General features: G+C 47.0%; 26 protein-coding genes and 2 pseudogenes. 6 read left to right on the forward strand and 22 right to left on the reverse strand.

The window, feature by feature from the left end; genetic code table 11:
* The first annotated feature begins 26 nt into the window (after nucleotides 1–26).
* Together QUE23_RS08035 and QUE23_RS08040 are read left to right on the forward strand one after the other, a co-directional pair.
* Nucleotides 27–179 (forward strand): hypothetical protein, encoded by a 153-nt coding sequence (locus tag QUE23_RS08035; protein ID WP_286348521.1) that lies wholly within the window; start codon nucleotides 27–29, stop codon nucleotides 177–179.
* A gap of 52 nt (nucleotides 180–231) precedes the next feature.
* On the forward strand, nucleotides 232–507 hold the full coding sequence (locus QUE23_RS08040) for a hypothetical protein (RefSeq protein ID WP_286348522.1): 276 nt from the start codon (nucleotides 232–234) through the stop codon (nucleotides 505–507).
* Between the two features lie 189 nt (nucleotides 508–696).
* On the opposite strand, the pseudogene QUE23_RS08045 reads toward QUE23_RS08040, so the two are convergent.
* The 7 genes and pseudogenes from QUE23_RS08045 to QUE23_RS08075 all read right to left on the reverse strand — a co-directional run bounded on the left by QUE23_RS08045 (nucleotide 697) and on the right by QUE23_RS08075 (nucleotide 9,784).
* A pseudogene (locus QUE23_RS08045) lies at nucleotides 697–3,062 on the reverse strand (ribonucleoside-diphosphate reductase subunit alpha).
* 17 nt (nucleotides 3,063–3,079) lie between these two features.
* Complete coding sequence (gene typA, locus QUE23_RS08050) at nucleotides 3,080–4,879, reverse strand: translational GTPase TypA (protein WP_286348523.1); 1,800 nt, start codon at nucleotides 4,877–4,879, stop codon at nucleotides 3,080–3,082.
* A 79-nt stretch (nucleotides 4,880–4,958) separates the two neighbouring features.
* Nucleotides 4,959–5,162 (reverse strand): hypothetical protein, encoded by a 204-nt coding sequence (locus QUE23_RS08055; protein WP_286348524.1) that lies wholly within the window; start codon nucleotides 5,160–5,162, stop codon nucleotides 4,959–4,961.
* 74 nt (nucleotides 5,163–5,236) lie between these two features.
* Nucleotides 5,237–6,697, reverse strand: coding sequence for a catalase (locus tag QUE23_RS08060; protein WP_286349447.1), 1,461 nt, complete (start codon nucleotides 6,695–6,697; stop codon nucleotides 5,237–5,239).
* 115 nt (nucleotides 6,698–6,812) lie between these two features.
* Complete coding sequence (locus tag QUE23_RS08065; protein WP_286348525.1) at nucleotides 6,813–7,253, reverse strand: DUF1104 domain-containing protein; 441 nt, start codon at nucleotides 7,251–7,253, stop codon at nucleotides 6,813–6,815.
* 74 nt (nucleotides 7,254–7,327) lie between these two features.
* Nucleotides 7,328–7,882 carry a DUF1104 domain-containing protein gene (locus QUE23_RS08070; RefSeq protein WP_286348526.1) on the reverse strand — a complete coding sequence of 185 codons (555 nt, stop codon included), beginning with the start codon at nucleotides 7,880–7,882 and terminating at the stop codon, nucleotides 7,328–7,330.
* A gap of 144 nt (nucleotides 7,883–8,026) precedes the next feature.
* A complete protein-coding gene (locus tag QUE23_RS08075) occupies nucleotides 8,027–9,784 on the reverse strand; it encodes a BspA family leucine-rich repeat surface protein (protein ID WP_286348527.1) in 1,758 nt (585 codons plus the stop codon).
* A 177-nt stretch (nucleotides 9,785–9,961) separates the two neighbouring features.
* Here QUE23_RS08075 and QUE23_RS08080 point away from each other — a divergent pair, with 177 nt between their 5' ends.
* Nucleotides 9,962–10,789, forward strand: coding sequence for an outer membrane protein (locus QUE23_RS08080; protein ID WP_286348528.1), 828 nt, complete (start codon nucleotides 9,962–9,964; stop codon nucleotides 10,787–10,789).
* Here QUE23_RS08080 and QUE23_RS08085 read toward each other — a convergent pair.
* From QUE23_RS08085 to recG, 9 genes and pseudogenes are all read right to left on the reverse strand, one after another.
* Entirely contained in the window at nucleotides 10,786–11,016 is a 231-nt protein-coding gene (locus QUE23_RS08085) for a hypothetical protein (RefSeq protein WP_286348529.1), read from the reverse strand. The genes QUE23_RS08080 and QUE23_RS08085 overlap by 4 nt on opposite strands.
* 8 nt (nucleotides 11,017–11,024) lie before the next feature.
* Nucleotides 11,025–11,330: a hypothetical protein gene (locus tag QUE23_RS08090; RefSeq protein WP_286348530.1), complete on the reverse strand. Its 306-nt coding sequence runs from the start codon at nucleotides 11,328–11,330 to the stop codon at nucleotides 11,025–11,027.
* A complete protein-coding gene (locus QUE23_RS08095; protein WP_286348531.1) occupies nucleotides 11,320–11,856 on the reverse strand; it encodes a hypothetical protein in 537 nt (178 codons plus the stop codon). The genes QUE23_RS08090 and QUE23_RS08095 overlap by 11 nt, the downstream gene beginning before the upstream one ends.
* Before the next feature lie 158 nt (nucleotides 11,857–12,014).
* Nucleotides 12,015–12,215 (reverse strand): DUF4006 family protein, encoded by a 201-nt coding sequence (locus QUE23_RS08100; RefSeq protein ID WP_015106180.1) that lies wholly within the window; start codon nucleotides 12,213–12,215, stop codon nucleotides 12,015–12,017.
* Entirely contained in the window at nucleotides 12,212–13,078 is an 867-nt protein-coding gene (gene ccoP, locus QUE23_RS08105) for a cytochrome-c oxidase, cbb3-type subunit III (RefSeq protein ID WP_286348532.1), read from the reverse strand. The genes QUE23_RS08100 and ccoP overlap by 4 nt, the downstream gene beginning before the upstream one ends.
* A 5-nt stretch (nucleotides 13,079–13,083) precedes the next feature.
* Nucleotides 13,084–13,287 (reverse strand): cytochrome c oxidase, cbb3-type, CcoQ subunit, encoded by a 204-nt coding sequence (locus QUE23_RS08110; protein WP_286348533.1) that lies wholly within the window; start codon nucleotides 13,285–13,287, stop codon nucleotides 13,084–13,086.
* A pseudogene (gene ccoO, locus QUE23_RS08115) lies at nucleotides 13,288–13,993 on the reverse strand (cytochrome-c oxidase, cbb3-type subunit II). It lies immediately after the preceding gene.
* 9 nt (nucleotides 13,994–14,002) lie between these two features.
* Entirely contained in the window at nucleotides 14,003–15,412 is a 1,410-nt protein-coding gene (gene ccoN / locus QUE23_RS08120; protein WP_286349448.1) for a cytochrome-c oxidase, cbb3-type subunit I, read from the reverse strand.
* Nucleotides 15,413–15,621: 209 nt separating this feature from the next.
* The gene (gene recG, locus QUE23_RS08125) at nucleotides 15,622–17,502 is read right to left on the reverse strand and encodes an ATP-dependent DNA helicase RecG (RefSeq protein ID WP_286348534.1); all 1,881 of its coding nucleotides are present in this window, start codon (nucleotides 17,500–17,502) and stop codon (nucleotides 15,622–15,624) included.
* Between the two features lie 60 nt (nucleotides 17,503–17,562).
* Between recG and QUE23_RS08130 the strand changes: the two genes are divergently transcribed.
* Both QUE23_RS08130 and QUE23_RS08135 read left to right on the forward strand, forming a co-directional pair.
* Nucleotides 17,563–17,964 carry a hypothetical protein gene (locus QUE23_RS08130; protein WP_286348535.1) on the forward strand — a complete coding sequence of 134 codons (402 nt, stop codon included), beginning with the start codon at nucleotides 17,563–17,565 and terminating at the stop codon, nucleotides 17,962–17,964.
* A gap of 29 nt (nucleotides 17,965–17,993) precedes the next feature.
* Nucleotides 17,994–18,620: an outer membrane protein gene (locus tag QUE23_RS08135; protein ID WP_286348536.1), complete on the forward strand. Its 627-nt coding sequence runs from the start codon at nucleotides 17,994–17,996 to the stop codon at nucleotides 18,618–18,620.
* Here QUE23_RS08135 and QUE23_RS08140 read toward each other — a convergent pair.
* The 6 genes from QUE23_RS08140 to QUE23_RS08165 all read right to left on the reverse strand — a co-directional run bounded on the left by QUE23_RS08140 (nucleotide 18,617) and on the right by QUE23_RS08165 (nucleotide 20,433).
* Nucleotides 18,617–18,829, reverse strand: a complete 213-nt coding sequence (locus tag QUE23_RS08140) for a hypothetical protein (protein WP_286348537.1) — start codon at nucleotides 18,827–18,829, stop codon at nucleotides 18,617–18,619. The genes QUE23_RS08135 and QUE23_RS08140 overlap by 4 nt on opposite strands.
* A complete protein-coding gene (locus QUE23_RS08145; RefSeq protein WP_286348538.1) occupies nucleotides 18,823–19,158 on the reverse strand; it encodes a hypothetical protein in 336 nt (111 codons plus the stop codon). The genes QUE23_RS08140 and QUE23_RS08145 overlap by 7 nt, the downstream gene beginning before the upstream one ends.
* A gap of 31 nt (nucleotides 19,159–19,189) precedes the next feature.
* Nucleotides 19,190–19,405: a hypothetical protein gene (locus tag QUE23_RS08150; RefSeq protein ID WP_286348539.1), complete on the reverse strand. Its 216-nt coding sequence runs from the start codon at nucleotides 19,403–19,405 to the stop codon at nucleotides 19,190–19,192.
* 12 nt (nucleotides 19,406–19,417) lie between these two features.
* A complete protein-coding gene (locus tag QUE23_RS08155; protein ID WP_286348540.1) occupies nucleotides 19,418–19,792 on the reverse strand; it encodes a hypothetical protein in 375 nt (124 codons plus the stop codon).
* A 165-nt stretch (nucleotides 19,793–19,957) separates the two neighbouring features.
* Nucleotides 19,958–20,188, reverse strand: coding sequence for a hypothetical protein (locus QUE23_RS08160; RefSeq protein WP_286348541.1), 231 nt, complete (start codon nucleotides 20,186–20,188; stop codon nucleotides 19,958–19,960).
* Between the two features lie 5 nt (nucleotides 20,189–20,193).
* The gene (locus tag QUE23_RS08165; protein WP_286348542.1) at nucleotides 20,194–20,433 is read right to left on the reverse strand and encodes a hypothetical protein; all 240 of its coding nucleotides are present in this window, start codon (nucleotides 20,431–20,433) and stop codon (nucleotides 20,194–20,196) included.
* Between the two features lie 304 nt (nucleotides 20,434–20,737).
* On the opposite strand from QUE23_RS08165, the gene QUE23_RS08170 reads away from it, so the two are divergent.
* Nucleotides 20,738–21,601, forward strand: coding sequence for a HugZ family heme oxygenase (locus tag QUE23_RS08170; protein WP_286348543.1), 864 nt, complete (start codon nucleotides 20,738–20,740; stop codon nucleotides 21,599–21,601).
* Nucleotides 21,602–21,704: the final 103 nt, after the last annotated feature.

Here is a 21,704-nt window from a genome sequence, read left to right on the forward strand (position 1 = left end):
CCAAATGTTAAACACGCTCATCCAGTGTGAGCACGCTAAGGTCACTGAAAGACAATGCGGCTATCAATAGAGTCAATGCCTATGTGAGCTTTTTACAAGTTGTAGGCAATGCCACGAATAAGAGCGCGATCGCCGTGCGTGCGAGCAACATATCCGCACTATCAACCGCATCGGCCTAGACGATAGAGCAAGCCCCCTAGAGGGCGAATTGGTCAAACTAGACTATAAGAATTGCAAAGCCTAGCCCACTTTAGCAGCCAAAGCCTAGAGGTGCAAATCTACGCCCAAAGCCCAGAATCCTATAAGGGTGTGGGCACAAGCACGATCAGCGGTGCCCACAATAGCTCTACTTGCAATGGGCAGGTTTTTGAGGGCAATTTCATGCTTTTTAAACAATCTAGCCCGGGTACTTACCGGGTCAGTTTTCATTCTCAGGGGGCTAGTGGATCGGCTAGCCAAAGTTTAGACATTCTAGTCAGCCCCGAACAAATCTTTAATCTAAAGTGAGGAGTTAAGCATGACAACAGATGAAGAACAACGCACACAAGAAGAGTAAAGAGGGAGCCTTAAAGAGGTGCAAACCATAAAGCCCCCCCCCCCAGGATGGACAAGATACTACACGGGATTTTTAGAAAAACCCTGAAAGGTTTTTATGGCATTTCTTAGAGCAAATCTTTTTAGACTGTTCCCACGGATTTACTGGCAATGGTGGCATTCAATGGAGCGGTCAAAGACGCTTTTCTCCTCTAGGTGGGGGCTTTGGGTGCGTAGGTAGTAGGTGGATTTGAGTCCAAGTTTCCACGCTAGGTGGTAGATTTCGTGCAAGAGTTTACCATTGGCTTTATCGGGACGCAAAAAGAGATTGAGGCTTTGGCCTTGATCGATCCACTTTTGGCGCACGGCAGCAAGGCGCACAATGTCCTTAGGGTTAATGTCGTAAGCCGAGGTGTAGTAGTTCCAGGTATCAAGGCTCAAGTTAGGCACGACCACGGGGATCATCCCGCTTAAGTTCTCTTCAAACCATTTCTTTTGATAAATGGGCTCAATGGTTTGGGTCGTGCCCACTAGAATGGAGATCGAGCTGGTGGGCGCAACCGCCATTAAATAGCCATTTCTCAAGCCCTGCTCTTGCACCTGTGCCTTCAAGCTCGCCCAATCGCAAGCACTCTTGTGGGGGCTCAACTCTAGGGCTTCTTGTTTGGCCTTGTCAATGGGGAAAATGCCCTTGCTCCACGCCGAGTCTTTAAAGTTTGCATAAGATCCACGCTCTTTGGCTAGCGCACTGCTCGCTTTGATCGTTTCGTAGCTAATTTTCTCCATTAAAGCGTCTATTTTAGCAGCGTGTTCACTGCTCCCCCACGCAATTTGGGCTTGGGCGAGCATTTGCGCCTCGCCCATCACACCAAGCCCGATGGCACGGCTTTTTAGGTTGGTATTCTTGGCCTTGGCGGTGGGGTAGAAGTTTAAATCGATCACATTGTCTAACATGCGCACAGCAATGGGCACGACCCGCTCAATATCCTCCGGGGTGTGGATTTTGCTTAAATTCAGGCTGGCTAAATTACACACGGCGAGCGTCCCTTCATCGGGGACTTTGGTCGCCATGAAGATTTTTTGCCCGTTTAAGGAGTCGTTGCTGGTGAGTTTGTTCGCCTTTTTGCTGATGCCCGCATCAGTGCAAACAATGACCTCTTCCTCAAAATACGTCCGCGCGCCATCGATAAAATCCACCTGCATTTTGTAGTGGCTGGATTTGGTATTTTGGTAAATCTCGGTGCAAAGGTTAGAGGAGCGGATCATCCCTACATGGGCGTTGGGGTTGGCGTGGTTGGCGTTGTCCTTAAAGCCTAAAAAGGGCAAACCGCTTTCAAAATAGTTGGTTAAAATGCGCTTCCACAGCGTGCGTGCACTGATTTTCTCTTTGCTGATATGGGGATTTTGCTCGTAGGTGAGGTATTTTTCTTTAAACTTGTCCCCATAGCACTCGGTTAAATCTTTGCACGCATAGGGGTCAAAGAGCGTCCATGTTTCGTCCTTTTCCACCCGCTCCATGAATAAATCGCAAATCCATAGGGCTGGGAAGAGATCGTGCGCACGGCGGCGTTCATCTCCGCTATTTTTGCGTAAATCGATGAACTCTAAAACATCCATGTGCCAAATTTCTAAATACACGGCGATCGCGCCCTTGCGGGTGCCAAGTTGATCCACCGCAATCGCCACATCATTGACAATCTTTAAAAAAGGGATCACCCCGCGCTCGCGCTCTTGTGTCCATCAATGTAGCTGCCTAAACAGCGCACTTGACTAAAGTCCCACCCAATACCCCCGCCATATTTTGAGAGCAAAGCCATGTCCTTATAGCTGTCAAAAATCCCCTCGATGTTGTCCGGGGTCGAGCCCACATAGCAAGAGCTGAGTTGGTGGTTGGGGGTACGGGCGTTTGAGAGCGTGGGCGTGGCGCACATCATCTCAAAGCGGCTTAACACCCCGTAAAATTCCAGGGCTTTTTCATTGGGTTTGGCCTCATTTTGCGCCAAAAACATGGCGATTGCCATGAACATGTGCTGGGGCAATTCGATTGGGTGGTTGTATTCGTCTTTGAGCAAATAGCGGTCATATAGGGTCTTAATACCCAAGTAGTTGAATTGCAAGTCGCGCTTGCGCTCGATCGCTTTATCTAACAGATCTAAATCAAATTTTTCTTTAAAGCCGCGCACAATGCGCCCCTTACTCTCGCCTAGCTCCAAGTATTTTTTTAGGGGCAAGTAGCCCTGAAACCCGCTGACCTTTTCGTATAAATCCTCTAAAAAGAGCCTAGCGGCGACAAAGCTCCAATTAGGTGCATCAATGTCAATTTTATCCACCGCCATGCGGATTAAGGTCTGAGTGGCATCTTGCATGCTAAGGCTGTCTTTGAAGTAAAGCTCTGCTTGTACTTCTAACTCGCCCGCATCGATTCCCTCTATGTCCTTGGTGGCTTCTTGAATGCTGTGGCGTATCTTATCCATGTCCACATCTATCGAGTCGGTGCGCTCGTTGTGCTTGGTTGCTGTCATTTCCATAAACTGCCTTTAATCGATCATTTTTTCACACGGCGGCGTGCAGTAGGGTCTAGTACCTTTTTGCGGATACGCAAGTTTAAGGGGGTGATCTCTAAAAGTTCGTCTTCCTCGATCCACTCTAAAGCCCTCTCAAGTGCCATCAGCCTTGGGGGGGTGAGCTTGATCGCATCATCGCTCCCACTGGCGCGCATGTTGGTTAAGTGTTTGGATTTGATGGGATTGACCTCTAAATCGTTGTCGCGGCTGTGTTCGCCGATCACCATGCCGATATAGACTTTCGTTTGGGGGTTGATGAAGAGCACCCCTCTCTCTTGGATATTAAAGAGAGAAAACGCCGTAGCATCGCCATTTTCCATGCTGACTAAAGCCCCGTTTTTGCGCGACTCCACGCCTCCGCTAAAGGGGCGAAACTCCAAAAAGGAGTGATTCATCACGCCCTCGCCCTTGGTGTCGGTCAAAAACTCACTGCGATAGCCGATCAGCCCCCTTGCGGGGATTTCAAACTCTAAACGACTGTAACCATCGTTCATAGGGTTCATCGCCTTCATTTCTGCCTTACGCCGCCCAAGCCTTTCAATGATCGCCCCGCTAAAATCCTGGGGGGTGTCGATCACCAAATGCTCAAAGGGCTCTAATTTCACCCCGTCTTGGACTTTGACGATCACCTCAGGGCGGGATATGCTAAACTCAAAACCTTCACGGCGCAAGTTCTCGGCTAAAATGGTGATTTGCAATTCTCCCCGCCCGCTCACTTTAAACTTGCCCTCGCCCATTTCCTCGCACTTCATGGCGATATTCGTTTGCATTTCTTTTAGCAAGCGGTCTTTGAGTTTGTTCGCGGTTACATGCTTGCCCTCAGTGCCAGCCAGTGGGGAGTCGTTGATCGCAAACACCACGCTCATGGTGGGCTCTTCAAGGTGCATGGGATCGAGCGGTTGGGGGTTGTTAGGATCGACCACGCTATCGCCCACATCCATCGCGTTAAAGCCGGCAATGGCGACAATATCGCCCGCTTGTGCTTGCTCGATCTCCATGCGGGCTAAGCCTAAAAAGCCGATCAATTTTGTAATGCGCCCCGTTTCCTTGCTTCCATCGCTCTTACAAAGGGCGACCATGTCCCCTTTTTTGATCTGCCCGTTAAACACCCGCACAATGCCGATTTTTCCGACATAATTGTCGTAATCTAAAGTGAAAATTTGCATTTGTAGGGGGTTGTTTGCCTCTCCGCTGGGCGCGCTCACATGCGATACGATCGTTTCAAACAGCGGTTCTAAATTTTTCTTTTCATCGTTTAAGTCTTTAATGGCGTAGCCATCGCGCGCAGCGGCATAGACCACGGGGAAGTCTAATTGCGCATCGCTAGCCCCCATTGCCACGAACAAATCAAAGACTTCATCCACGACTCGATCGGGCTCGGCGGCAGGCTTGTCGATCTTATTCACCACCACAATGGGGCAAATGCCAAAGCTTAGGGCCTTTTTCACCACAAACTTGGTTTGGGGCATCACGCCCTCTTGCGCATCCACTAAGAGCAACACGCCATCGACCATTTTTAAAACCCGCTCCACTTCGCCCCCAAAGTCGGCGTGTCCGGGGGTGTCTATGATGTTGATTTTGGTGTCCTTATAGTGGATTGCGGTGTTTTTAGAAAGGATCGTGATCCCCCTTTCCCTTTCTAAATCATTGCTGTCCATCATGCGCTCATCAACTTTGTCGTGTTCGCCAAAAGTTCCCGATTGAGTCAACAAACCATCCACCAAAGTCGTTTTGCCATGGTCGACATGCGCGATGACAGCGATATTTCTAATCTTTTGCATCTAAGCCTCTTGATTGTGATAGATTTTTGAGTGGGCTAGTATAGCCAAACTTTACTTAGGGCAAACCCCCACGAAAATTTTAGTCTTTGTTGCGGAAAATGAATTTATCGATTTTAAAGAATATAATTGCGCCGATGGTTTGTCCGATGAAGAGATTGAGCCAAAGGGGGGTGTGCATCCACTCAAACAAGAGCATGAAGGGCAACATCACCACTGCCGAAACCATCCAACGCACCCAATAAATGAAAAACAAGCGGCTCTTATACCCTTCGAAAAATTTCATGATCTCTCCCAAAATAAATTTACAAGAGGATAGCAAAATTAGGTGTATGATCGGCCACCCCCTCCCCTCAAAATTTAGTGTTTTTGCAACAATTCTTGGATATGCTGGGCGTAGTGTACATCCGCCTTTTTGAAGTGCTCTAGTTGGCGGCTGAGGATGTCGTTAGGCACGCCCTGCATGGCATCGGCGATATTTTGACAAGTGCGTTCTTGCTCGTCTTTGGGCATCAATCTAAAGAGATCACCCGCTTGGGTGTAGTAGTCGTTGTCGTAATCGCGGAAGTTGTAGGCATAAACCGCCATTTCATCGGCAAGTTTAGCCAGTTCTAGCTTGGGCTCTCTAGCATGTGGGGATTCTTTGTAGCCAGGCAAGTTGCTAGGCTCATAGTTAGGAAACGCCCCATAATGCCCGTTAGTCATAAAGCCATCCCTGGAAGTGGTCGCAAAGGGGCATTTGGGAGCATTGACGGGCAGTTGGCTGTGGTTGATGCCTAATCGGTAGCGCTGCGTGTCGCCATAGGCAAAGAGCCGTCCTTGCAACATGCGATCGGGGCTATAACCCACGCCGGGGATCACATGGGCGGGGTTGAAAGCGGCTTGTTCCACTTCGGCAAAGTAGTTTTCAGGGTTTTTATTCAGCTCCAAAATCCCCACTTCAATAAGGGGATAGTCCTTATGACTCCACACCTTTGTAACATCAAAGGGGTGGAATTTGTAGTTTTTGGCATCGCTTTCGGGCATGATTTGTACGCAAAAACGCCACTTGGGGAAGTCTTTATTTTCAATGGCTTCAAATAAATCTCTTTGGTGCGAGTCCATATCGCGCATGCGGATCTTTGCCGCCTCTTGACTGGTTAAATTTTTAATCCCCTGCAGAGTTTTAAAGTGGAATTTCACCCAAAAGCGTTCGTTTTTCTCGTTAATCAAACTAAAGGTGTGGCTGCCATAGCCGTTCATGTGGCGGTAGCTTTTAGGGATGCCTCGATCGCTCATGAGGATTGTAACTTGGTGCAGGCTCTCAGGTGTGAGACTCCAAAAATCCCAAACCATGGTTGCATCTTTGAGGTTGGTTTTGGGGTGGCGTTTTTGGGTGTGGATAAAGTCAGGGAATTTTAGGGGGTCGCGGATGAAAAATACGGGGGTGTTGTTGCCTACAATGTCCCAGTTGCCCTCCTCGGTGTAGAGCTTGAGCGCAAAACCCCTGGGATCGCGCTCAGCATCAGCAGAGCCTTTTTCGCCCGCCACAGTAGAGAAGCGCAAAAAGCAGGGGGTTTGTTTACCCACCTCACTAAAAAGCTTGGCTTTGCTGTATTTGGTAACTTCAGTGCTGGTGATTGTTAAAATCCCATAAGCCCCACTGCCCTTAGCGTGCACGACTCGCTCAGGGATACGCTCGCGATCAAAGTGGGCAAGTTTTTCTAAAAACCAAGTATTTTGGAGTAAAACCGGTCCCCTAGGTCCGGCGGTTAAAACATCTTGGTTAGCTCCAATGGGGGTGCCTACGGCGTTGGTGAGCGTAACATCTTTCATCAAAATCCTTTACATAGATTTGGGAGTACCCATGGCAAGGATTGTAGTATAAAAAGGGGAGCTGGGGATTGAAAAAGGCAAGTGGGGCTAAAAAGCCCCTAAAAAGCGTTACAGCTTGTAACTAATGGCTGGGTTTTGGGGGTTTGTGGTGCTCGCCACAATGGCAACCAGAGGGCCCCATACCCATACCAAGACCCCCAAAGAACAATCCGCTTTGCTTAAACTGCGCTCTAGTCATCTTGGCGACCCTAGCTTTCATGGCAGCGTGGATCGCCTCCATACGTTTGCCAAAGTCTTCCATTGTCATGTTAGCGGTGTTTTTATCCGCTGAAGCCATGACTTTTTCGTAAAACTTTTTGCGTTGGACGGGACTCATGTGCTTGGTGCGTTTATAAATCTCCATACGGTAGTCGGGCACTTGTTCGGGCGCAACTTTGCCCGCCATGTCAATGAGCTCTTTATCGCTTTCGCTCTCAAAAGGCCCCTGTGCGGCAAACAAGCTGCTGCAAAGCCCGGACAACACTAAAGCAGCCAAACCTAGTTTTAATCTCGCTTTTGTCATGAAAATCCTCTATTAGAAATTTAGCTCAAAGCAGTCAGTAAGACCAGCCCAAAAGGGCCAATCCTCCATAAAGACTATTCGTGAGTGGCTGCGGGTTTTGCGCCAGCGGGATGTTCAGCGTGTTCAGCGTGTTCGGCCTTAGCGGGAGCGTGTTCAGCCTTGCTGCCATGTTCTTCGTGCTCTTTATGCTCACCTTTATGCTCTTTTTTATGGGCGTGGTGTTCGCCTTTGTGGTGTTCGCCTTTTTTAGCATGTTTGGGGTGGCACCACATTTTATGCTCTTCTCCTTTACAAACTTCAACATTAGCCAAGCCCATCGCTTTCAATTCTTGGGGTTTGTGCTCTTGTTTCATTTTGCTAAGTTCCTCAGCGACTTCTTCGCGCAATTTATCAAAATCCGCAGCACTCATTTTAGCGAAGTTGGCTTTTTCGGCTTTCTTCACTTGGTGTTTGAACTCTGCCTTAGCTTTGGGAGATTTCATCGCTTTTACGCGTTTAGCCACCTCTAAGCGGTATTGAATCACATCTTCAGCATCGTGCATAGTACCCGCTTTTAGGACAAACTGCTTATTGCTGAGTTTAGAAAAATCCTCTGCCGCATGCGCAACACCTAAAGCTAATAAACCCATTACGAAAATTCTTGCAAATTGACGCATAAACTACCTTTGTGGAATTTGTAGAATTAAAACAAGCTAGAGTCTATCTACTCTTAGTTAAATTCTAGCTTAATAGCGCGCCTTAAAAGCAATTTTCTGCGTAGATTGTGGCTTAAGTTAACCACAGCTGCCAACATCTTTAAAAAAAATTTTAGGGGAGGGGGAGCGCATTTTGGCAGCATGGAAAAACATGCACCGAGTGTCGACATTGTGTAAATGCCAGTCGCTCAAATCTTGGTTAAAGCTTTTGGCGTAGGCAAACATTTGGTACATGTTGCGTACATGGTGGGTGTCCCAATGATTTAAGGGGTAGTTAAAACTCTTAGCGTAAAAGAACATTTTACGCATGTCTATAACGTGGCTTGTGTTCCACGCATTTAAAGGTTGGTTAAAACTAAAAGCCCCGTAAAAGAGATAGGCCATGTTCTCTACATGACTCACATCCCAAGTTTCAATAGGCTGGTTGAAGGCGGTGGCGTATTTAAACATGCCTTGTAAATTCGTGGCACTGGCAAGCTTCCAGCGGGTGATGTTCCCATTGAAGTCGTAAGTGAGGCTAAACATGTAACTCATGTTGCGCACAGATTCCACATCCCAGTGGTTGAGATTTTGGTTAAACTCCCGACACGCATAAAACATAAAGCTGGTGTCTTGCACCCTCTGCATTTCCCAATCATCAAGGGGCTGGTTAAAGGATGCAAAGGCGAACATGCCTTTCATGTTGGTGGCTCCACTGGTGTCCCAACCGCTTAAGGGCACACTCACAACCCGCCCCATAAACATCGCCTCCATGTTCTTCACATGGCTCACATTCCAAGTTTCAATGCCCTCTAAATTAGCACGGCTGGTGCTCGTTTGGCAACTGTCAAACAGACTTAGGATTTGGCTGTACTCCTTGTCTTGTTTTGCCCACAGTGTGCCGTTTTTAATGGGGAGTTGCTTTAAGCGCGTGTACGTGTTGCCCTTATCGCAAAATAAATAACTCATGTCCTCAATGAGGCTCGTATCTATGCTGGCTAAAGAGATCTTGGGATCGTTGATGAGGGCGATGAGCTCAGCTTTGGTCTGTGGGTAGTGCAGATATTTTAGGACATTCGGAGGAGAAACATGTTGTGTTTTGCTTTGTGCTGCTCCGCTTGGATTATCGTTTTGTGCTTGTGCGCTTTGTGTTTCTATGGTTTGGATTTTTGTGCCCTCTAGGGGCGTGCCTAAGAAAATCCCCTGTGTGTTGGCTTTGTCAAAGTTCCATTGGCTGATGTCCTGCTTAAAGTGCGTGGCGTTGGCAAACATGTAGCTGAAGTTTTTGGGGGCGGTGGCGGTGCTGCGATTCCAACGGGATAAGGGTTGGTTAAAAACCTTAGCGTGGTAGAACATATAACTAAAATCCACCCCGCTAGAGGTGTTCCAATTGTTGATCGGCTGGTTAAAGCGGGTGGCATTGGCAAACATATAACTAAAATCCACCCCGCTAGAGGTGTTCCAATTGTTGATCGGCTGGTTAAAGCGGGTGGCATTGGCAAACATATAGCTAAAATTTCTTACCCGCGCGGTGTTCCAATGGCGCAAGGGTTCGTTGAAGTGCATTTGATTCATGAACATGCCCTCCATGTTCTCCACATGACTCACATCCCACTTGTCAATGCCGCTAAAGTCCTCCCGATAGGGCGTGCATACACCTTTTTTAGTTAAAGGGGCTTGCAAACAAAATAAATAGCTCATGTCTTTGATGTTGTGGGTGTTGATTTGGCTGAGCAGAATGTTGGGGTTTCTTAAAAGATTTTGCAAAGCGGCTTTGTCTTTGGGTGTGAAAATTTGCGCCTTTAAAGACCCCACCAACACAAATAAACACAAGAAAGCAGATAGACGACCAAACATAAACACTCCCACAAAAAATTACAGAGAGCAAACAAAAAAGTCCCCCAAATGCTAGCACAAAAAGCGTTAAACAAATCTAAACTCTGGGTTTTTGCCCCTTTAAGATCGCCTTGCTAAGCTTGCACTTTAGTTTAAAGGCCGATAGCCGATATAAAGCACCGTATGGAAGGAGTTAGCATGCGTTTCTCTAAATACTCACTGATGATCTTGCCCGCTTTGCTCGGGTTTTCAAACGCCAATGCTGAAGAAAGCGGCATTTTTCTTGAGGGCGGCTACCAACAAGGTAAGGCGCAATACAGCACGAGCAAAAATGGTAAAGATGCCGTAACCGCTAATTTAAAAGGCTTTGGCTTGCAAATCGGTTACCAAATGTTTGCCAACAAATACCTTGGCTTTAAGTTCTATGGCTTCTTCGACTACGCCCACACACAGGGCATTGAATTTGCCAATAACAACGCTTCAGGGGGCAACCCCATCAATTGTCAAATGCCCAATGGCTTGCCAGCTGGGGTACCAATTCCCGGGGGTGTTCCCGGACATGCTGGTGCTGTCCCCGGCGGAGGCTTGCCCGCTGGAGGCATGCCCCAATGTTCGATCAATGTCATGGGGATTTTGCAACAAGTCGTGGGGAGCAACAAACCCATACAGCCCAACATGCTCACCTATGGCGCAGGCGCAGATATGATCGTCAATGTCATCAGCAATAAAATGATGGCCCTAGGGGTGATCGGCGGGATACAATTTGCGGGCAACTCGTGGATTTTAGCCACGCCTGACATCACCGATGTGGCGCTGCGCTACTTTGATGTCAGCAAAAAAGCCACTGGGTTTCAATTCCTCTTCAATGTGGGTGGGCGCTTGCGAATCTTAAAGCACAGCAGCATTGAAGCGGGCATCAAATTCCCCATGATGCGTAGCAATCCTTTCTTGCAAACCAAGAACGATGGCACGATCTACTTGCGCCGGCTCTACTCCTGGTATGTCAATTACGCTTTCACCTTTTAGCGCACATAGGCGGGTTGGATTAGGGGGAGTTCTGCACCCTGGAAGTTCACTTTTATCATGATTTGGTAGTGCCCCTTTAGGGGGAGATTAAAGGGGGGGAGCTGGCAAATGCTCTCTTTCTCTTGTGTGGCGCATGGGATTTTACCAAGGTCTAAGGTTTTTTGTTTTGTCCTTAGCACCGCCACGCTAAAAGTGGGGGCTAGAGCTTTGGGGTCTTTGTATTGCACTTGTAGGCTTAGAGTGTTGTGCCAATTGGAGAGCCAAAGCAGGGGGTGTTTTGGTTGATGTAAAAAGGAAAGAGCGGTTCGAGTTTTTGGTTGCCATTCACTAGCTCAAGGCTATAGGTCTGCCTAAAGGCGTTGTAAGTGGAAAGCATGCCATTGATATGGCTATCAGTGTAGGTGTGCTGGTGCAAGTAGGAATTGTCGCTTTGTGGGGTGTATTTGATCGCCACAACCACTAGGGCCACAACTAGGCTTAAACCGATGAGCAAAATAGACAAAATCCCTAGGGGCCAATAATTTTTTTCTTCAGTTTCCATGTTTTCTTACTCCAAAGAAGTAACCATAAAAGAAGAGGGCCAAGAGCGAGCATAAGAGAATGTAGAGCGTGGTCTTTGTCACGCTGTTGGCGTACTCTTCTTTGATGTTGTTTGCTAGGGTGATGTGGTGTTTGCGGGCGATGGCATCTGCCATGTAGGTGTAGCCATTCAGCAGGGCAAAGGAAAAACGGGCGTTGTTTTTAGCCATGTCCTTGCCCCACTCTTTGGGTAAAAAAGGGGCGATGCGCTCAAAAAAAATCTGGTCTGTGGGGATTAAATCCTTGGGATTAGACACAATGTCGATTTTTTGTGCCCTAAAGTGGGCAAAAAGGGCGACAAAGGGGGGGTGCAGAGCTTTTAACTTAACTTGCTGGTAGGCTAAACGCCCAGCCTTATCTAGAGTGTCGGGGCTGTCTTTTAAAAACAATACAAAAGAAACTCCCGTTTTGTCAAACAATTCGCTAGACACCTTTTGCACGAGCCCCGCACTCTTGGCGACCAAATGCCCCGCTTCGTTGTCCAGCACGAAACTTTGAGCGTGCAAAAAGCCGGAAAAGAGCAGGCAAGCTCTAAAGAGTTTCACACGGCAAAGAGAAAGGGGCGGGCAAAGAACAGCACAACCGTGATGACGAATAAAATGATTAAGAACAACCCAAGCAGTTTCTCCATCCCTGTAAACATGCACTACTCCTTGTGTACTTGATAAAATTCGTGTTTGTTGCCAAACATCTGCAAGCTTTTGGTGTCTAGCTTGTAGTAATGTGTGGACTCTTCTTGTTGGATATGCACGGCTTTTAAACCAAAGAACACAACTGCCACCAACAGCACCACCACCACGATGAGATTGCCTAAAATCCCGTTTAAGCCAAATAACCCGTTCATCATTCATCTCCTTGCAAGGATTGGATATAAGTCGCCAACGCTTTCACTTGTGTGGGGCTAAAGTGGCGGTAAGCAAAGCTAGGCATTTCACCGATGTGCCCCTTTTTGCCCTTTTCTAGCACTTCTTGTAAAAAGGCGGGGGTGCCATAGTGGGTTAAATCCGCTGCCATGCCCCCTTGTCCCTTGCCATCAGCCCCGTGGCAACTCGCACAAGTGCTTTGGAAAATGGCCTGCCCTTTTTGGACCAATTGGGGGTATTTTGTGTGGTGCACGGCTGAGATGTCTGCCATGACATAGCTAGCCACCGCTTTAGCATCCTCAGCACCTAAGCCCATAGGGGGCATCTCGCCCGCTTGATAACCTAGTCCCACTGAGCCCTGATTGATCACTTCCTCAATCCCCGTCTCTTTACCCCATTTGGCGAGATTTCTAGCAGTGTTGTTAAGCCCTGTGGCTTCTAAGCCATGGCATTGCGAACATTGCACCAGGAAAATGCCCTGCCCCATTTGTTCTAGGTCCTTTTCCTTGAGATTCTGCCATTTGGCTTCAAAGTTTTTATTATAAGCGGCGAGTTCTTTGTTATACTCCCCGATTTGTGAATAACTAGACATGGGATAACCCATAAAGATATACCAAAGCCCCCACACAATGAAAACTAAAAAGCTGATCATCCAACCCATGGGGATGTTGTTAAGAAACTCCCCGATGCCATCATAGCTGTGGTCCTTGCCCCCATAAAGCTCGCCATCTGCCTTGCTCTCGCGCATTGCTTTGAAGAGAGAGGAACTCATGCTAAGCGTGGCGACCAAAATCACAAGGGCTGCCCCTAGCGCAAATAAATTAATGTGATCCTTTAAAATATCCATCTTTTTTAGCCTTTCTTATGGGATGAGTGCCGGGGCTCAATGGGTGTGTCGTTTAGCTCGTCTTGCAGAGCGAGTTGGCTGTAGCGTTCGTAATCGGTGATCCCCTTTTTGTCCTTGATATACATGGACGCGATGTAAAAGTATAAAAAGAGGGTGAACAAAACCGTGAAAAAGGCGTAGGCAAAGCCTCTTAAAGTGTCAATGTCCATTTATTGTCCTTTTGCACTCACTTTTGGGGCCTCAATGCGTCCTTGCCCCAAGCTGTTTAAATAGGCGATCAACGCCACGATTTCTTTGACACGCCCCTCTTTTAAAGCGGCTTTGATCTCGGGGTCTTGCATGTGATCTACAATGCCCTTAGCCTCCTCTAAGAAAAGCTTTTTCGCCTCTTGCATGCCGCCTAGTTGCACGCCACCGGGTTTGTCGTAAGGCACATTAAAGACTTCTTTGGGTGTAAGCTTCAGCAAAGGCAGTGTTAAAGTCGGCATCCTTTTTAAAGAGGTGCTTATAAGCGGGCATGATGCTACCGGGCACCACGCTGGTGGGATCTAGCATGTGTTTTTCATGCCACGCAGTGGTGCGCACATCGCCCACGCGGTGCAAATCAGGACCAATGCGCCGAGACCCCCACAAGAAAGGGCGATCGTAGGCGTATTCTCCACTTAGGCTATAAGCCCCATAGCGTTGCACTTCAGCTTGAAAGGGGCGGATGAGTTGGGAGTGGCAGTTGTAGCACCCCTCATTGATATACACCTGCCGCCCGGCGGTTTCTAAAATCGTGTAAGGCTTTAGCCCCTCAATGGGGCGGGCGGATTTAAAGAAGTTAGGCAAAATCTCCACCACACCTGCCACCGCAAAGGCGACTACAAAGGCGAGCGTGAAAAAGAATGGGTTTTTTTCTAAGAAAGTAAACATCTGCGCTCCTTATTGCATGCCCATGGGCGTGGCGTAGGCAGGTTCTTTTTCCAAAACGCGCCCTTTTTGGATCGTCATCAACACATTATAAAGGAAGATAAAGAACCCGATGAGATACAAACTGCCACCAAAGCCACGGATCAAATAGTAGGGGAACAAGACCCGCACGGTGTCAATGAATTGGTACACCAGATTACCGTATTGATCCACATCGCGCCACATCATCCCTTGTGTGATCCCCGCAATCCACATGGAGGAGAAGTAAAGCACGATGCCTAAAGTCATGAGCCAAAACTGCACATCCATGAGTTTGCCGGAATAAATTTCTCGTTTAAACACACGGGGCACCATGTGATAAACCGCTGCAATGAGTGTAAAGCCCACCCATCCTAGCACGCCATCGTGCACATGCCCGATGATCCAATCGGTGAAGTGCGCTAGGGCATTGACGGAGCGGATGGCCTGAATAGAGCCTTCTAAAGTGGAGAGCATGTAAAAGGTGCTTGCTAAAACCAAGAATTTAATGAGGGGTGATTCTTTGAGTTGGTGCCATTGCCCTCTTAAAGTCAAGAGCATGTTGATCGCCGTTCCCCAAGAAGGGATGATGAGAATCACAGAGAAGACAGAAGACAAGGTTTGCACCCAATCGGGCACTGTGGAGTAAATCAAGTGGTGTCCACCCGCCCAAATGTAGACAAACATCAAGCTCCAAAAGGAAAATAAAGTGAGCTTGTAAGAGAAAATGGGTTGTCCGCTCTCTTTAGGTAAGAAGTAATAAATCGTGCCGATCACCCCACTCGTGAACACAAATGCCACCGCATTGTGCCCCCACCACCATTGCACGAGGGCATCGTTGCTACCGGCATACATAGAAATGGAGTGCCAAAGGCTGCCGGTGTGGGCAACTAGGTAAGTGGGGATGGAAAGGTTATTGAAGATGTAAAGCACAGCGATGCCTACATAGGTTGCAATGTAATACCAAAGCGAAACATAGATCGTGTTTTCGCGTCTAACCCCCATGCTCCCAAACATGCTAATGCCCCAAAGCACCCACACCACCACGACCAAAATGTCTAAAGGCCATGCCAATTCAGCGTATTCTTTGCTTTGGGTGATTCCACCTAGTAGGCTCACCACACCCAAGATTAAGGTTAAAATCCAAATCCAAAAATGTAGATAGCCCACCATTTTTAAAAATGGATAGTCGTGGTAGGTAATTTTTAAGACTCTTTGTCCAAAATAATACCAACTCGCCCAAATCCCACCCAAAGTGAAGCCATAAATCACGCCATTGGTGTGTACGGGCCGCAAACGCCCAAAAATGCTGTATTCGCCTAGAATATAGTTAAGCTTGGGAAAGGCTAGCTGAAACGCTAAAATCACCCCGATCAACATCCCAATGACCCCAAAGGCGATCATGGCAATGATGAATAATCGGGCGATTGAATAATCGTATTCGGTGGAAGTTTTAGCCGTAGTTGACACTGAAGCACTACGCGCATAGCCCTGTTGGATGCCTACATCCATGCGTTCTCCTTCATAAAAATATCACATAAGCCCCAATTATAGCACAGATTGCATTAGTAGCGTTTAATTTAATGTCCTTTTTGGTTTTTAAACGTCTAAATTTAGAAAAGAGTGCGTACTTTCTCAATAATGGACGCATCTTGACTTAAATCCAAGAAATTAAAGGCATCTCCACTCTGCTGCGTGCCTTGAAGTAAGTCGCCCGAATTGCGGTATTTTAAATCTAAGTTGGCAATCTCAAAGCCGTCCAAAGTTTGGCTAAAGTCGTGCAAACGGCGGTTGGTGGGTTGGTGGGTAAAAAGATAGCAATAGCCCCTGCCCCCAAGCCTTGCCACCCGCCCCCTTAATTGGTGCAAGGTCGCAAGTCCCAAGCGCTCAGGCCCCACCACCACGATGGTGGAGAGTTTAGGCAGACTGATCCCCACTTCAATCAAAGTTGTGGCGAGTAAAAGTTGCCCCTCTTTGGCAAAGATCTCCATGATGTCTTCCTTATCCTTGTCCTTACCGCTCACCACAAAGACCTTTTCAAAGCGTTTTTGCCAATAGGGCGCGCCCTCCTTTAAAGAGAGATAATCCATGGTTTCGCTTTCTTCCACCAAAGGGTAAATGACCGCCACTTGTTTATCCGCTCCGATCTCGGCTTTGATGTGGGTTAAAAGAGCGTTGAATTGGGGTTTATCCACGATACGGGTTTGTATGTCCTTTGTGTAGGGCTTGTCCTTTAAAAAGCTCGTGGCGATGAATTTAGCCCCCATCATCGCTAAAGTCCTAGGGATGGGTGTGGCGGAAAATTGCAGATAGTGGGGTTTGCTGCCCGCTTGCGTGGCTAGGGTTTGCAGGGTGTGGCGCTGTTTTGTGCCAAAGCGGTGTTGCTCATCGCTGATGACTAGGGCGACCTTAGAAGTGTCTAGGGGGGCGTAGAGCAGAGCGGTGGTGCCGACAATGAAATCCGCCTCATTAAAGGCCTCTTTTTGCTTGTTGGCTGTCCCGCCTAAGAGTAATAGGGGTTTGATGCTTTTAGGCAAGTATTTCACGGCTTCGGTGTAAATTTGTTTGGCTAAAATGCTCGTGGGGGCCATTAATAGGCTTTTATAGGGGGCGCATAACGCCACGCTGGCTAAAATCACCATTGTTTTGCCACAACCCACATCACCCATCACGAGACGTTTTGTGGCTTTCAAACCTTGCATGTCGTGCTTAATGCTCTCAACCGCCCTTTGTTGGTCGTTGGTGAGTGCAAAGGGCAAGTTGTTAACAAAATCAGCTAAAGCCTGTGTGTTGGCGTGCTGGCCAAACTTGGCGGGAAAATCAAAAGTCTTAGAGCTTAGGGCACACATATACGCCAAAGCTTCTATATACTTTAAGGCTTGTAGGTGGGGCGGGCAAAAACCCTTGTGGGTGTTGTAGGCTAGGGCAAAATCCATGCTGGGGTGGAAAATCTCGCTGATGTGTTGCACCACCTGCTTAGGCACGCCCAGACTCATGAGCTTTTCTAAATTTTGGGGTGTGAGGGTGGCTAGGCAAAAGTCAAGGTAGGTTTTGTATTGATCTTGCTTTAAAAAGGCAGCGAGTTTCTTGCAATCCTTGTCAAAACGCATGGCAACGGTGTTGGGAGCGGCAATGATCTTTGGGTTAACCATTTGTGGGGCGTTGGTGTAGGGATTGGTGCTTAATTTGCCATAAATGAAATAACGCTTTTTGGTAAAATTTTTAAGGTGATAGGGGGAGTGGTTAAAAAAGAGCAGTTCGAGCCCTCTGCCCGTTGTTTTGACTTGGGTTTGGATTTTTAAAATCCTACCTGCGCGTATGTCTACATATTCTACCTCTACGCAGCCCACAGTCCCCGATTCTAAAACGTCTAGCAAGTTGTAGGGGGTGTAGACTTTAGGGGGGTTTAAAATGATCTCTAAAAAATGGGCCAAGGGCAAACCCACACCCAAATCCAAATTAGGGTGAATCCCTCCCACTTTTGTTGGCAACATGGTCAAATCTTTAACTTAGATTTAATAAAGCATGGTTATTATAGCCCAAAAAGGAAGTGGATGAACTCCAAACTCTTACGTTTTTTAGGATTTTCAATTTTAGCCGCAACGGGGGCTTTTGGCTTGCAAGCGTGCAAAGACACAAGCAAAACCTCTAGTCAGCAAGCGAAACCCGCCGATACAAAAGTTGTCAATCGGACCAAAGATGCCGACCCTAAGACGCTCAATAAAATGACCTTGGTAAAATCCAACAAGGACAATAACATCGAATCAGGCTTGGACCATAGGATTGACGATGCCAAAACCACCGAAAGGATTGATCGCATTGTGGATGAAGAGAACGCCGTCCAACAGGCCACGCAAGGCGCAGGTCCGCTCTACACCCCTCAAAACAGCAATATCCTCCAAAACTGGACCAATCACGAGGACAACTTAGCTTCGCCCTTAAATCATAACTACTAACGGTAGAAGGACCCCCCATTTTCCATCTGATGCGTAAGCTTGCCCTTGTGGCGGGTGCCGTCTGTATTTTATTGCCCCCCTTGCAAGCCGCCAAGAGCCGCACGTTTTTGCTAAGCCAGTACCAAGTCGGCCAAATGCAATTTTACACCTACCAAAATGGCACCCCCGTGAAAAATGTCCGCACCATTGAAGGGGCAAGCATTGTCTATGGCTACGAATTTAACCCATTAGATCGTTGGTTTTACACCCGCTACTACGCCTTTTTAGATTATGGGTATGTGATGTTAGACCCCAAAAGCAATGTTGAAACGAACATGTTCACCTATGGGGCAGGGGCAGATTTGCTGATTGAGTACAACAAAAACCCGCTCAATGTGTGGGGACTCTTTTATGGGATGATGGTGGCGGGCAACACGTGGACAACTTCTGAATTTTCACAAAATTTCTTTGTGGAAAATTACCGCTCTTTCACAAGTTTTTCCTTTAAGGGGACTTACTTCAGACTCTTAGGGCAAGTGGGTGTCCGCTTTCAGACCGTCATTCTCTACCATGATGTGTCTTTTGAATTTGGGATTAAATTCCCCTTTGACACCGAGTTGGGCTCTCGATTCGTGCGTAATTACAGCATTTTCATATCCCATACCTGGTATTTTTAAAATACAACGGTGTAGAACAGCGCATATTTTTCATAGCTCTTTGTCTGTTTTTGCACTTTGTCTGCCCCATCCGCTTGTGCGCTCAGGTTTAGCCCCAATAATTTCTTGATAAACCCTTTGGCAAAGAGGCGGCTAACCCCCTTATTTTCTAAAAGAGCGTAAAAATCTCTTTGTTCTTGATGGGCTTCTTGAAAAATTCTCTCTAGCATGTAATGACGTTTGAGAATTGCCCCTTCTTTAATCTGCCCCTAATCTGCCCCTCTCTTATGAATGTTTCCACAATGTCAGTCACGCCTAACTTGCCTAAAATGTGCATATCTATGCCTTGTTCACCTAACCACTCTTGCAATTCTTTGGGGCTACACTTGCCTCCATAATCTCCGGCTATGTGTTTTAGGGTGCTTTTCACCTGTTTGCTACTTTGTTCTGTATTTTCCACCTCCCCCTCTGCTTCAAAGTCTGCCACAATGGCTCCTGTACCTGCATGCAGTTTGATGCCCTCTTCTAGCTTGAGGAACTCATTTTGGCTTCGGCTCATTTTGAAATCGAACGATTTTTTACCAATTTTGCTAAAGAGTGTACTTAAGAACTGCGCCAAACCTTTGTGGTACTCCTCTTGGTAGTCTTCTAGAGGATAAAAATGCTGGGGTAAATGGTTTAATATTTTTAAGCGCACCCGTTTGAATTGGATGCTCTTTCAGTTTTTGCATGTCTGTAGGAAAAAGTTCCTTTGCACGGTTAAATTTATCCTCTTGAGCCTGGTCTAATAAAATCCGTTTGTCCATGTTTGTCCTTTTTTAGTTTTTAAATTTTTTACGAAACCACGCTAAAAGCGCCCACCACGGCATAAAAAACCTCATCCATTTGAGTTTGTTTAGGGTTTTTGTCAAATCAAAGCCTAAAACCTCAGCACTTTTAGCAACGGCGTTTAGATTCTCGTCCTCATCGTAGAGAAAAATGGCATGATTCATCCGCCCAATGTGATCCAATTGTGGGTGTTTTAGGCATGCCAAGCGTTTGCCCCTAATGCTATAGAGCGCATCGTGGCTAAGGTCGGCATTAAGGGCCAAGATGTGCTGGTTAATGGTGTCTAAAGCTTGGCCATCATCTTGTAAAACACCATCTTGCACCACTTTAAGGCGTTGCCCCACTTGCCACTTGCATATAGGCATAGACACTCATTGTGAAACTCCTAAAAATGCGCGGATTTCTAGGCTAGGCACATCTTTAAGCTCAAAGATTCCCACACTTGCTAGGGGGCTAAGCTCGTCAATGAGACGCCTTGTGTCTATACGTGTGGACTGTGCGGGCTGTGGTGGACTCGAGTCGTCTTCACCTCATGGGCTGTGCGTGCCTAAAGCAAAAATTTCGTGGATGCTCCACTTGTCCTTAGCAAAATCGTTATAAACTTCAAGGTCTGTTTGGACTTTTTTGGCAAACTCGGGGTTTTGGCTGTATTGCACTGCGCTAAAAACATAGACCAAGTGTTTTTCACCTACATTGGGTTTGGCTAACTCTTGATCTGTGTAATCATTGTTGAGCTTTGGATTAGCACCCGCGCAATCCACAAGGATTAAATCCCATATTTCGTATTTTTCAGGCTAGATTGTAGCTGTAGCTTTACGGGGCTTTCTACAAATTTGTTTTCAACCAAAACATAGACTAATGTGCTCTTACCTGCATAAGGCATGCCATAGAGCAAATAGATGGGCTTAGGTTTTTGTGGAGTGGGTTTGGGTTCATTTTTGTATTTGTTGTGAGTCCACACAGCTGCGCCAACCACGAGGGCAGCAATGGTGTAGAGCAGCGGCATGCTAACCCCTCTTTTGTGCCATTAGGAGCACATGTCCTAAGAAAATAGGGGGGGGCTAAGCTAATGGTTTTAACGATAAACCAACACACCCCCATGGGTTTATGCCCCATGTTCTCTTTAAAATTTAAGGATTGCTAGCCAGCTTAGGCAAGCACAAGCACAGTGCTTGTGCTTGTATGTGGTGTAAAAAGTTACTAAAATGCCTAAAACTCCCCTTATTTTCTCATTATTAACCAAAAACAAGATTTCATTAACTTTAGAGTGTTATAATGGTACGCATTTTAACAACAACAAGGAGTTTTATATGGATCTTCAGTTTATCCTAAAGCACATGAACGAACACCATGTGAAAGACATGGAAGCCCTACTCGCCAAATTCGGGCAAATTAAGAACGCAGTCGATGTGCATTTAAAAAATGCCACAACAGAGTTTATTGAGATTGCCTATAAAATCAAAGAGGGGGCACAAGAACAAATCCAAAAAATCGACTACCCCGCTAGGGTGACCGAGATGAAAGACATCAAAGATGCCATCATTGATTTGTGTAAGTCCATCCCACAAACCACAGACATGCAGGGCGTGAAAGAGGATTTAGAGCAATTTAGAGACAGCTTTAGCAGTGTGTGTATCGCCAGCCTTAGCCCTGAAAACGAAGTGATTTGCTCTTACAGCGCATTGCTCTTTGATGAACACCACGACCACAAGCATTTTTACATCTATGTGAGCGAGGTCGCCGAGCACTTCAAAAGCCTAAAAGCCCACCCAAACAATGTCGAAGTCATGTTTTTAGAAGACGAGGCGAGTGCAAAATCACCTATTTTACGCAAACGCTTGCGTTACAGAACAAAATTGCACTTCATTGAAAGAGGTGAAGAATTTGACAGAGTGTATGATAATTTCTTGGCAAAGCATGGCAAAGGGCGGGGCTTAGAAACCATCCGCCACATGCAAGACTTCCATTTGATCAAGTTAGAGTTTGTCAAAGGGCGGTTTGTCAAAGGTTTTGGGCAGGCTTACGACATTGATGCACACGGGCACATCTCTTATGTGGGAGCCAAGGGCAACCCCCACACAAAGGGCAACCCACATGGCGGACATCCCCACGGAGCGCATCCACATGGTGCTCATCCCCACAGCGCACACCCCCACGAACACCCCCACGCCTAAAATCCACATTTGGGGTTAAAGTCCACGAGCGCACCTTGCGGTGCGTGGCTTAATTTTGCCTTTATTCTTTTTACGCTAAGATGAACGCTTGCTTTATGCAAAA

The organism is Helicobacter felistomachi (assembly GCF_030296895.1).
In the GTDB taxonomy this organism is placed as follows: Bacteria; Campylobacterota; Campylobacteria; order Campylobacterales; family Helicobacteraceae; genus Helicobacter; species Helicobacter felistomachi.